The sequence below is a fragment of the Flavobacterium sp. AC105 genome, assembly GCF_979258495.1.
This window is the reverse complement of sequence record NZ_OZ409860.1, coordinates 2,091,281-2,103,376: the sequence shown is the minus strand read 5'-3', so window position 1 is coordinate 2,103,376 and position 12,096 is coordinate 2,091,281. Positions and strand designations below refer to the sequence as shown.

The window sequence follows — 12,096 nt, the reverse complement described above, 5'->3', positions numbered from 1 at the left end:
TAATCATTAAAGAATATCAAAATGAATATACCATCAGGACATCAGGCTATAATGCCATATTTAATTGTAAATGGTGCATTAAAATTTATAGATTTCACCAAAAATGTTTTTAACGCCAATGTATCGCATGAACCGGTATTACGCGAAGACGGAACTGTTATGCATGCCGAAATTAATATTAGCGGCAGCACAATTATGGTTACAGATGAAATTAAAGACTGGAAAATACAAACCGCAAACTTATTTGTATATGTCCCAAATGCTGACGAAGGCTACAAAAAAGCACTCGAGAATGGCGCAACTTCGGTAATGGAATTAAGCGATCAGGATTATGGCAGAACTTGTGGTGTTACAGATCCTTTTGGAAATGTTTGGTGGATTACGTCTATTACGAAATAAGCAATTTAAAATTAATTCATTATGAAAGCTGAACTAAAACAAGAAGTAGAAAATACATTTGCAGCATTGTATCAAACTCTCTCTCTTTTTGAACAAAGCGAGATAAATGTAATTCCGTTTGAAGGAAGCTGGACTCCCGGACAAGTAACACAACATATTATAAAAGCAACATCTGGTTTTCATAAGGTTTGTGATGGAAATACTAAAAAATTAGATGCTCCTATCGATGAAAAAATTCCTGTACTAAAAGAGATTTTTCTCAATTTTAATACAAAATACAATTCTCCTGAATTTATTTATCCTGAAGATAGGGAATATGACAAAAATGAACTTGTTTTAAAACTTCAAAAAATAGAACTTGAAATATTGGATATTGCCGTAAATTATGATTTATCATTAACTTGTATGGATTTTGAAATACCCGGCGTAGGCAATTTAACAATCTACGAGTTAATTAACTTTGCTGTTTTTCATACTAAAAGACATATACATCAATTAAGGGTTATTCTTGATAATAGCTTACAGCAGAAGCTTTCAACCTGAAATAAAAAATTTGAAACAAAAAAAAGCGAAACCAGAATTCTGAGTTTCGCTTTTTTTTATAGGATTTAAATTTATTGCTAAACTTTTGTTCTTCCTGTAATTAATGAAATAATGAATAACACTAAAAATATAAAGAATAAAACTTTTGCAATACTAGCGGCTCCGGCGGCAATTCCTCCAAAACCAAAAATTCCTGCTATTATAGCCAGAATTATAAATGTGATTGTCCAACGTAACATAATCTTGATTTTTTAATTAATAATGTGACATTTTAACGTCTGATTTGTTTGTTACCCAAAGTTCTAAACTTCCTACAAAAAAACTTAACTCTAAAGGTTAATTTTTTATCGCAATCAACTATAAATCAGTTTTTTGTAGTATTTTTATAATTCCCTCATTTCGTTACAGAATTCCCACATAAATGCTTTTGAGTTAATTTTTTAATCAATTGGATTAATCCTGCCTCCATTGGTAAAGTAATTTTATATAAAAATTGTAAGACATGGAATTGGATACAAAACCTGAAATAGTTACAAAACTGGAATTGGCCACAAAACATGGTGTAATTTTAGAAAAAACAGACAGACCTTTTGAAGAATTAGGGGTTTTAAATCCAGCTGTTTATCAAGACGGAAATACGGTACATATGTTTTACAGAGCTGCTAAAAAAGGCAACTTTTCTACAATTGGTTATTGTCGTTTTGAAGGCCCGACTACTTTGGTAGAAAGAAATACGCAGCCCATCTTTGTTCCTGAATATATTTATGAAATTCATGGGGTCGAAGATCCGCGTATTACAAAAATTAATGATACGTATTATATGACTTACGTAACATATGATGGTATGAATGCCTGCGGTGCCCTGGCAACATCTAAGGATTTAAAGACTTTTAAAAAGAAAGGAATTATTACGCCGAGATTTATATTAAATGAATTTACTAATCTAATTAGAAAGCATTTACAAAACACGGGTATTGCCAAAATTTTGGCTTTTAATGTCGAAAGACATTATCCGTTAAGTGAAACTTTAAAAGATAATTTATACGTATGGGACAAAAATGTAGTTCTTTTTCCGAAAAAGATCAACGGAAAATTTGTGGCTTTACACAGACTATTTCCATCCATTCAGTTGTTAACTTTCGAAAAAAAATCAGAGCTGACACCTGAATTCTGGGAAAATTATTTGAAGAATTTGCCGGATCATATTGTAATGGAACCTAAATATGACCATGAAACAAGTCATATTGGCCCGGGAGCTCCTCCTATCGAAACTCCTGACGGCTGGTTATTAATTTACCATTCGGCAGAAAAACGCGAAAAAGGATTGGTTTATCACGCTTCGGCAGTGTTACTGGATCTTGAAAATCCTCAAAAAGTGATTGCAAGATTAACAAAACCAATTATTACGCCATCAGAATATTACGAACGACACGGGTACGTAAATTATGTTGTTTTCCCGACAGGGACAGCCATTTTTGATGACCAATTATATATTTATTACGGTGCCGCCGATGACAAGATTGCAGTGGCCTCACTGAACCTGAACGACTTATTAACTGAACTAAAACAGAATCCCAATGAAAACGATATCAAATAAATCGAAAATTATTTTTCTATCTACATTTCCTCCAACGCAATGTGGAATAGCTACTTATACGCAAGATACTATAAAAGGAATTACTGATGTTTTTGGTAAATCTATTACTTGTGAAATTTGTGAACTGGTTAAGGAACCAATAGCAAAACCAACACAAGCTTATACCTTAAACACAAAAATAAAAGAGGAATATACTAAAGTTGCCGAAGAAATCAACAAAGACAAATCGGTAAAATTGGTTCATATTCAACATGAGTTTGGTTTATTTGGAGGAAATTATGGAGACTACTTATTAGACTTTTTAAATGCTGTTAAAAAACCGCTGACTTATACTTTTCATAGTGTAATTCCAAATCCGAACAAAGAATTAAAAACGTTTGTAAAACTGTTGCTTTCCTACAGTAATTCTGTTTTTGTAATGACCAATCAGTCAAAAGAAATTTTGATGAGAGATTACGATATCCAGGAAGATATAATTACTTGTGTACCTCACGGAACTCACATCGTAATTTATGAAGCTCCGGATCAGGCAAAAGAAAAATTCAATATTCAGGACAGAAAAGTGCTTTCTACTTTTGGTCTTTTAGGCGAAGGAAAAAATATCGAAACAGGTTTGTATGCGCTTGCAAAAATTAGAGAAAATACACCAAACGTATTGTATTTAATTATTGGCAAAACACATCCTAATTTAATAATTGATGGCGTTGATTCATATCGCAATAAGCTGGAAGCCATTGTTGCGGATTTAAATTTACAAGATAATGTTCGTTTTATAAATGAATATTTAGATACAAACGAGCTTTTGGATTATTTAAAAGCAACTGATGTTTATTTATTTACATCAAAAGATCCAAATCAGGCTGTAAGCGGCACTTTTGCTTATGCAATGAGTTGTGCTTGTCCGCTGGTAGCTTCAAAAATTCCGCATACTTTAGAAGTTTTAACACCGGATTGCGGCGTTTTAGTTGATATCGGAAATGTAGATCAATTTGCAGAATCTACCATAAAATTACTTTCAGATGATACGCTAAGAACTGAAATGGGAATCAATTCATTTAGAAAAACAAGAGCTTCTTCTTGGGAAAATGTTGCGATTACACATATCAATACTTATAAAAATCTTATTGAAAATCCGGCTGAAATCAAATTTACATATCCTTCAATTCAGTTAGGACATATCAAAAGACTGACTACAGATTTGGGTATGATACAATTTAGTAAAATTTCTGTTCCCGATCTTTCATCAGGTTATACATTAGATGATAATGCACGCGCATTGATAGCGATTTGTATGCATTACAAATTAACAAAAGACAAAGAAGATTTACCATATATCCTGATTTATTTAGATTTTATAGAACGTTGCCAAAAACCAAAAGGAAACTTTATCAATTATGTTGATCAGGAAAACCGCGAACATCTTGAGCAAAATGCCGAAGTAAATCTTGAAGATTCGAATGCAAGAGCAATTTGGGCTTTAGGAACAGTGGTTTCAAACAAAGCAATTTTGCCGGAATCTATTACAAAAAAAGCAACAAAATGTTTATTGAATTCCCTAAAATGGGCCGAAAATATTCAATCGCCAAGATCAATTGGTTTTGCAACAAAAGGTTTATACCTGTACCATACAACTGTTCCTAATTTGTATGTAGCAGCAATTATTAATAAACTAAATGCAAAATTGCTTTCTAATTATGAAATTCACGCTTCAAGCGACTGGAAATGGTTCGAAAATTATATGACTTATGGTAATGGTGTTTTACCGGAATCTATGTTGTGCGCTTATTTGGTAACAAACAAACCAATTTATAAAAAAGTAGCTTTGGATTCTCTTGACTTTTTAATGTCGAAAATGTTTATCGACAAAAATTTCAGAGTAATATCAAATAACGGATGGCTTCAAAAAGGTGCTCAACCAAAAGAATACGGAGAACAGCCAATTGATGTTTCGTACACGATCCAGACTCTGAATTCATTTTATAGTGCATTTGGAACACCGGAATACAAGCATAAAATGAAAACAGCTTTTAACTGGTTTTTAGGAAAAAATCATTTAAATCAAATTATGTACAATCCTATTAGTGGCGGTGGTTATGATGGTCTTGAAAAAGAAAACGTAAACTTAAACCAGGGAGCAGAATCTACAGTTTGTTATTTAACTGCCAGATTAATAATGGAAAACCTTAAATTATCAGATACAAAAGTAATTCCGTTGATGAAGCCCAAATCAGAAATCGCTATTAATTCTTAATTGAAATAATTAATATTAAATTGCTATTTGCTATTAATACACAATATAATACCTGACTAAATATTCTATTAAAGCTTAAAATCCCTTTATCCAAAAGGGATTTTTTGTTTTTTAACATTTTTTCTCCAAACGTCGCTTTATTTGAATTATTGTGTTGGTTATGTTAATTATATAAACTTCAAAAAAAGTTGTGTAATAAAATTCGCAGGCTTCTAAATTAACTTTAATACTTGTAAAAAGCAGGGCAGGCAACTTAGTAAATAGTTGTTTTTCAGCTTTTTATTTCAGATTTAATAACCTAAAAACAAAGTATTTTGATTCTCACTTTAAAAAATACATTCGCAGAGATAGGAAATGCAACCTTGTTTGCAAAACAGTTTTTTAAGGAGGTTTTTGTGCCGCCTTACGAAGCAAAAGAGTTTATGAAACAATGTTATGTAATAGGTTATAAATCATTACCATTAGTTGCCATAACCGGTTTTATTATGGGTTTGGTACTTACGCTTCAATCCAGACCAACTTTGGTGAAATTTGGAGCAGAATCGTGGTTGCCGGGAATGGTGGCACTTTCGCTTATTCGTGAAATTGCTCCCGTAATTACAGCGCTAATTTGTGCAGGAAAAATTTCGTCAGGAATTGGTGCCGAATTAGGTTCGATGAAAGTAACAGAACAAATTGATGCAATGGAAGTTGCAGCCATTAATCCGTACAATTATTTAGTGGTAACACGAATTTTAGCCACAACATTAATGGTTCCGATTTTAGTATTTTTTGCAGATGCAATCGGGATTCTTGGCGGATATATTGGTGTTAACATTCATGGCGACGTCAATATGTACAGATATATTACACAGATATTTCAATCGCTTGAATTTTTAGATCTTTTTCCGGCAACAATCAAGACTTTTTTCTTTGGATTTTTTATTGGAATGATTGGATGTTATAAAGGATTTAATGCCTCAAATGGAACAGAAAGTGTTGGTAAAGCAGCCAATTCAGCCGTTGTAACCGCTTCTCTGACCATTTTTATAATTGATATGGTAGCTGTTCAGATAACCGATTTATTTTTTTAAGATGATTAAGGAAAAAGGAAATACAGAAATTAAAACTAAAGATAAAAAGGGAAAACCAATTATCGAGATCAAAGATCTGCATAAGACTTTTGGCAAAGATAACAAGGTTTTACAAGGCGTAAATCTTACTGTAAACCAAGGTGAAGATCTTGTGATTTTAGGACGTTCCGGTTCAGGAAAATCGGTAACGATAAAATGCATTGTAGGTTTAATTGAACCTGATAAAGGCGAAATAAAAGTATTTGACGAAAATGTGCTCAATCTGACAAAAGCGGAACTTAATGAAATCAGGGTCCGAATTGGATTTTTATTTCAAAGCGGCGCATTGTACGATTCCATGTCGGTTCGTGAAAACCTGGCTTTTACCTTAAAAAAACATAAAAGAGATTTAACACCCGAAGAAGTTGAAACTGCTGTTATAGAAGCACTTGAAAGCGTAGGTTTAGGAGATGCAATTGATAAAATGCCAGCAGAATTATCCGGAGGAATGCAAAAAAGAATTGGCCTGGCCAGAACATTAATCCTGAAACCGGAAATCATATTATATGATGAACCAACAACCGGATTAGACACGATAACATCACGAGAAATAAGCGAATTAATACTCGATATCAAACACAAACAAAAAACAACATCTATAATTATTACGCACGATATGGCTTGTGCAAAGCTTACCGCTGATAGAATTATGGTGTTAAAAGACGGAGCAATACAAGCTGAAGGAACGTACGAAGAACTGGAAAAAAGCGACGACGAATGGGTTCGTTCTTTTTTTGAATAAAAATAAAAAAATAAATAATTAGAAATCATGGATAAGCAATCTGGATACACTTGGAAATTAGGAATGTTTGTAACAATTGGCTTGCTGCTTTTTATTATGGCCGTTTATTTTATCGGGAAACAAAAAAATCTTTTTGGTTCAACATTCAACATTACCTCAAACTTTAAAACCGTTAGTGGTTTAGAAGTCGGAAACAATGTTCGTTTTTCTGGAATTAATATCGGAACGGTTGAGGAAATCAGATTAATCAACGATTCGTCTGTTGTAGTATCGATGGTTATAAAAGATGAAGTTCGAAAATTTATTAAAACAGATGCCCGCACAAGCATTGGTTCTGATGGTTTAATGGGCGATAAAGTTTTGACCATTTCTCCGGGCCCAAAATCTCAAAAAGAAATTGAAAATGGCGGAAACCTTGTCTCTCTTAAAGGAATTGAGATGAACGATATTATGAAAAGCGTTAAAAAAAGCATGGATAATGTGGGCGTAATATCTGAAGAACTGGCTGTTTTTAGTCATAGCATGAATCACGGAAACGGCGCTTTGGCAAGATTAGTACGTGATGATAAAATGGCAAACAGCGTTTCGAACACACTTTCTAATTTAGAATCCGGGACTAAAGGTTTCAGTGAAAATATGGAAGCTGCAAAAAGTAATTTCTTATTTAAAGGTTATTTCAAGAAAAAAGAAAAAGAAAAACAGAAAAAAGCTGAAGAACTAAAAGAGAAAAAAGAAGATCAGGAAAAAGAAAATAAAGAGAAGGAAGAAAAAGCAAAAGAGGAAAAGCAGAAAGAAGAAAAGCAGAAAGAAGATGACGCTAAAAAAGCTTCTGAAAAAGCAAAATCTTAATCCATTGAATACAATGTTATGAAAGTTTCCTATAAAAATATAAGCCTGAAAATCCTAAAAGTAACCGGAATAGTAATAGCGAGTATCTTGCTGTTACTATTTTTGATTCCGTTACTTTTTCCTGGAACCGTCGCATCCGAAGTAAAAAAAATAGCAAACGAACGTTTAGATACCAAACTCGAGTTTTCTAAATCGAGACTTTCATTTTTCACCCATTTTCCGTCATTAACCGTTTCGCTCGACGATATTTCTATGACAGGTTCTGCCCCATTCCGCAATGATACTTTGCTTAAAGCTGAACAAGTTGCCTTTGGAATTAACCTCAAAAGACTGCTTTTTGATAATGAAGTCAAAATCAATAAACTTTATGTTTCTAAAGCCTTGATAAATGTAATGGTCAACGAAAAAGGTCAGGCCAATTACAACATTTATATTGCGCCGGATGAAGCAAAAGTTAAAAACCCAAATGATAAACCTGATGAAGGAACAGCCATAAAATTAGAACGAATTGACCTTGAAGACTGCCACGTAAAATACAACGATCGTTCTGCTAAAATTCTGGTTGATGCAAAAGGTTTTAATTATGTTGGAAAAGGAAATCTGAGCGAGGATATTTTTGATTTAAATACCGATGCTAAAATTGATAATCTTGATTTCTATTATAACAGAACTGCTTATTTAAGAAAAAAAGCTGTTAGCGCTGATTTAATTACCCGAATCAATACACATGCATTAACATTTATTCTTCAGAAAAATGAATTGCATATCAATAAACTGCCTTTACAATTTACCGGATTATTTACAATCTTAAAAGATGGTTACAAAATAAATATAAAAGCAGCATCAGAAAATACGACTGTAAAAGACTTATTTTCAGTAATGCCGCCGGAATATTTAACCTGGATGGATGAAACCGAATTGTCCGGACGAAGTGATTTAGTTTTTTCTATTAAAGGAAATTATAATGTTCCGAAAAAAGAAAAACCAAATTTGGCTTTTAATCTAAAAATAAGTGACGGAGCGATAAATTATCAAAATGCACCAGTTCCGTTAACGGATTTTCAGATGGATCTAAATGCCATTATGCCTTCGCTTGACGCTGAACAATTGTTGATAAACTTAAGAACATTACGATTTAAAGTAGGCGAAAAAGATTATTTCAATGCTTATTTGCACAGCAAAGGTTTGAGCGAAATGAAGATAAATGCAAGCGTAAAAGGCGCTCTTGATCTTGCCGTTGTTGATGCTGCAATAGGATTAAATACCGTTGAATTAAAAGGACTTTTGAAAACCGATATTCAGGCAAGAGGAATTTTTAGCACCTCAAAAAAATTATTTCCTAAAACAATTGGAGGTATTTCGTTGCGAAACGGCTGGCTAAAAACAGATTCTTATCCGCATCCAATTACCAACATTACATTTGTTGCCAATGTGCTTAATAAAGCCGGAACTTATCAGGATTTGATTGTTGCTGTTGCTCCCGCTTCGTTTGTTTTTGAAGGAAACCCAATGTATGTAAACGCTACTTTATCTGATTTTAGCGATCTGGCTTATAATGCAAAAATAAAAGGAGAATTGAATGTTGGCCGTATTTATCAGGTATTTTCCAGAAAAGGTGTTGATGTTACCGGTTATGCAAAAGCAGATCTTTCGCTTAAAGGAAAACAAAGTTATGCCACAAACGGACAATATGATAAACTGGATAACAGAGGGACAATTTTGCTGAAAAACATCAAAGCCACATCAGAACTTTTTCCGAAAGCATTTTTTATCAAGCAAGGAAATTTCCGTTTTCAGAATGAAAAAATGTGGTTCGAAAAATTCAATGCCACTTACGGAAAATCAGATTTTGACATAAACGGATATCTTCTTAATACGATTAATTATTTTCTGGAATCGCACGGAACTTTGAGCGGAAATTTCAACATGAAATCAAAACTGATTAATGTTGATGAATTTATGGCGCTTAAAAAAGGTGAAAATACAGATCGAAATGTTGAAGTAGAATATGCAAAAGAAGATCATCCAAAAATGAGCGGCGTTGTTATTGTACCCAAAAATTTAAATGTCGCGCTTACCGCAAATGCTGATAAAGTAGAATATAAAGGACTTGTTTTAAACAAACTTTCCGGTAAAGTGGGCGTTACAAAACAAGGTTTTTATTTAGACAATGCCACTTTTAATATCATAGATTGTATTATGGGAATTAATGCTACTTATAAGGATGAATCGCCAACATCTGCACATTTTGATGCGCATTTTACGGCAAAAGATTTTAGTGTACAAAGAGCTTACAAAGAAATTCCGATGTTTCATGATATGGTTACGGTGGCTGAAAAAGCACAAGGAATTATTTCTGTCGATTATAAAGTTAAAGGAGATTTAAACGGAAATATGGGACCAATTTATGAATCGCTTGAAGGCGGAGGAACAATAAATTTGCGCGATGTACAAGTAAAAGGCTTGAAATTATTTGACGGAATTAGTTCAAAAACCGGACAAAAAGGCTTAGATAATCCGGATATGAAAGGAATCGAAATCAAATCGACAATTGATAATAATTTAATTCATATTGAAAATTTCACTTTTAGTGTCGCTAGTTTCAGACCAACGATAAAAGGAACAACCAGTTTTGACGGATTGCTGGATTTACGAATGCGATTAGGGCTTCCGCCATTTGGTATTATCGGATTTCCTATTGTAATCACAGGAACACATGAAGATCCTAAAATAAAAATCTTTAGTAAAACAGGTCAAAAAATAGACGATGCCGTTTATGACGAAAAAAATAATAAAGTAATTCGGGAGGAAAAAGTAAGTAAAAGTAAACCAAAAAGTTAGAAATCAAATGAAAACAAAAAAACAAAATAAAAACAGTGCTTTCGAGAAATTTGCCACCAAGGTTTCAAAAGCTGCGGGAAGCACTCCGGCTTTTTTAGGTGCCTTTTTGCTTGTAATAGTCTGGGCTGCTTCTGGTCCTATTTTCAACTATTCTGAAACCTGGCAGCTGGTTATAAATACCGGAACTACAATTATTACTTTCCTGATGGTTTTTTTAATTCAGAAAGCACAAAACAAAGATTCACTTGCTATTCAGTTAAAATTAAACGAATTAGTAGCTTCAAACGAATATTCAAGCAATAGTCTGGTCGACATAGAAAGTATGACCGAAGAAGAAATGATTATTGTACAAAAATATTATCACAGACTTAGTGAGCTTGCCAAGAAAGATGAAAGTATTAGAAATTCACACTCTTATGCCGAAGCTGACGAACAACACCAACGCAAAGACCAAAACAGAACTAAATCACGTACTCGAAACATAACGAAAAAATGAAACTACGCTCCTCTGAAACTTTCTGGCCCTTAAAAAGTGCTATGAGATACAGCTATCCCTCTATAGATGAGGATATCAATACAGCAATTTTAATTATTGGAGGAGGAATAACAGGAGCTTTGATCGCATATAAATTAATTTCTGAAGGAAAAAAAGTTGTTCTGGTCGATCGTCGCGACATTTGTAACGGAAGCACCGCTGCCAGCACTGCTTTACTTCAATACGAAATTGATGTAGCCTTGCATGAACTTATTAAATTGAGGGGGTTAGATTGCGCTGTCGACAGTTACAGAAACGGGAAAAAAGCCATTTTTGATTTGCGCGCTATTATTGATACCATAAAAAGTGAGTGCAAATTCGAATTCAAAAAAAGCATCTATTTTACTTCTTTACAAAAAGATCTACCTTTTTTAAAAAATGAATTCAAATGCCGTAAAGAACTTGGTTTTGATGTCAATTGGCTTGAAAAATATGAATTGAGAAAATTAGGCTTAAATGCCCTCGCTGCAATCGAATCTAAAACCGCTGCAGTCGTAGATCCGTATCGTCTTGCAAATGATTTACTTCATTATTGCGAGCAAAATGGCATGCAGATTTTTGATCGTACCAATATTTCTTCCATTCAAAACCATAGAGGAAAATTTATAGCCCATACCGAAAACAAACATCTCATAACTGCAGATCACATTATACATTGTACTGGTTATGAAAGCACTGAAACAATCAAAGAAAAAATAGTTGACCTAAAAAGTACCTATGTTATAGCTTCAGAGAGTTTGCCTGCCTTACCCCCGGCTTTCAAAAATGCAATTTTCTGGGATACATCATCACCGTACTTATATTTTAGGGCTACAGCTGATAATCGCATTATTGCTGGCGGCGGAGATGAAGAATTTTTTGATGCTAAAAAACGAGATAAACTATTGCCCAAAAAAGAACAGTATTTATTAAGACGCTTTCAAAAAAAGTTTCCAAATATAAATTTTAAACTCGATTATTCCTGGACCGGAACATTTGGAGAAACAAAAGATGGATTACCGTATTTTGGCAAACCAAATCCTGAAGTAAATGAACATTATGTATTAGGTTTTGGAGGAAACGGAATCACTTTCAGCGTCCTGGGAATGAATTCTATTCTCGATTCTATGAATAATAAAAAGAATCAGGATTTAGAGTATTATAAGTTTGGACGGTGATTTTTTTTTAAAGTTTTTGAGGTTCTGAGTTGCTAAGGTTCTAAGATTTTTAGACATAAATATTATATGG

The 12,096-nt window shown here is 33.3% G+C and carries 11 protein-coding genes; 10 read left to right on the top strand and 1 reads right to left on the bottom strand.

Annotated features, from left to right (window positions below; genetic code table 11):
- The first annotated feature begins 21 nt into the window (after nucleotides 1–21).
- Both ACZ0AH_RS09205 and ACZ0AH_RS09200 read left to right on the top strand, forming a co-directional pair.
- Nucleotides 22–399 (top strand): VOC family protein, encoded by a 378-nt coding sequence (locus ACZ0AH_RS09205; RefSeq protein ID WP_463475500.1) that lies wholly within the window; start codon nucleotides 22–24, stop codon nucleotides 397–399.
- A 21-nt stretch (nucleotides 400–420) separates the two neighbouring features.
- Nucleotides 421–942 carry a DinB family protein gene (locus ACZ0AH_RS09200; RefSeq protein WP_463475499.1) on the top strand — a complete coding sequence of 174 codons (522 nt, stop codon included), beginning with the start codon at nucleotides 421–423 and terminating at the stop codon, nucleotides 940–942.
- A gap of 77 nt (nucleotides 943–1,019) precedes the next feature.
- Here the strand turns inward: ACZ0AH_RS09200 and ACZ0AH_RS09195 are convergent, their stop codons facing one another.
- On the bottom strand, nucleotides 1,020–1,181 hold the full coding sequence (locus tag ACZ0AH_RS09195; protein WP_463475498.1) for a DUF1328 family protein: 162 nt from the start codon (nucleotides 1,179–1,181) through the stop codon (nucleotides 1,020–1,022).
- A gap of 263 nt (nucleotides 1,182–1,444) precedes the next feature.
- Here ACZ0AH_RS09195 and ACZ0AH_RS09190 point away from each other — a divergent pair, with 263 nt between their 5' ends.
- The 8 genes from ACZ0AH_RS09190 (at nucleotide 1,445) to ACZ0AH_RS09155 (ending at nucleotide 12,026) form a co-directional block, all read left to right on the top strand.
- Nucleotides 1,445–2,539, top strand: coding sequence for a glycoside hydrolase family 130 protein (locus tag ACZ0AH_RS09190; RefSeq protein ID WP_463475497.1), 1,095 nt, complete (start codon nucleotides 1,445–1,447; stop codon nucleotides 2,537–2,539).
- Nucleotides 2,520–4,790 (top strand): glycosyltransferase, encoded by a 2,271-nt coding sequence (locus ACZ0AH_RS09185; protein ID WP_463475496.1) that lies wholly within the window; start codon nucleotides 2,520–2,522, stop codon nucleotides 4,788–4,790. The genes ACZ0AH_RS09190 and ACZ0AH_RS09185 overlap by 20 nt, the downstream gene beginning before the upstream one ends.
- Nucleotides 4,791–5,104: 314 nt before the next feature.
- Nucleotides 5,105–5,863, top strand: coding sequence for an MlaE family ABC transporter permease (locus ACZ0AH_RS09180; RefSeq protein ID WP_463475495.1), 759 nt, complete (start codon nucleotides 5,105–5,107; stop codon nucleotides 5,861–5,863).
- A 1-nt stretch (nucleotide 5,864) separates the two neighbouring features.
- Entirely contained in the window at nucleotides 5,865–6,644 is a 780-nt protein-coding gene (locus tag ACZ0AH_RS09175) for an ABC transporter ATP-binding protein (protein WP_463475494.1), read from the top strand.
- Nucleotides 6,645–6,671: 27 nt separating this feature from the next.
- On the top strand, nucleotides 6,672–7,493 hold the full coding sequence (locus ACZ0AH_RS09170) for an MlaD family protein (RefSeq protein ID WP_463475493.1): 822 nt from the start codon (nucleotides 6,672–6,674) through the stop codon (nucleotides 7,491–7,493).
- Nucleotides 7,494–7,511: 18 nt separating this feature from the next.
- Nucleotides 7,512–10,334, top strand: coding sequence for an AsmA family protein (locus ACZ0AH_RS09165; RefSeq protein ID WP_463475492.1), 2,823 nt, complete (start codon nucleotides 7,512–7,514; stop codon nucleotides 10,332–10,334).
- 7 nt (nucleotides 10,335–10,341) lie between these two features.
- Nucleotides 10,342–10,830, top strand: a complete 489-nt coding sequence (locus ACZ0AH_RS09160) for a low affinity iron permease family protein (protein ID WP_463475491.1) — start codon at nucleotides 10,342–10,344, stop codon at nucleotides 10,828–10,830.
- Nucleotides 10,831–10,871: 41 nt separating this feature from the next.
- Complete coding sequence (locus ACZ0AH_RS09155; RefSeq protein WP_463475490.1) at nucleotides 10,872–12,026, top strand: NAD(P)/FAD-dependent oxidoreductase; 1,155 nt, start codon at nucleotides 10,872–10,874, stop codon at nucleotides 12,024–12,026.
- Nucleotides 12,027–12,096: the final 70 nt, after the last annotated feature.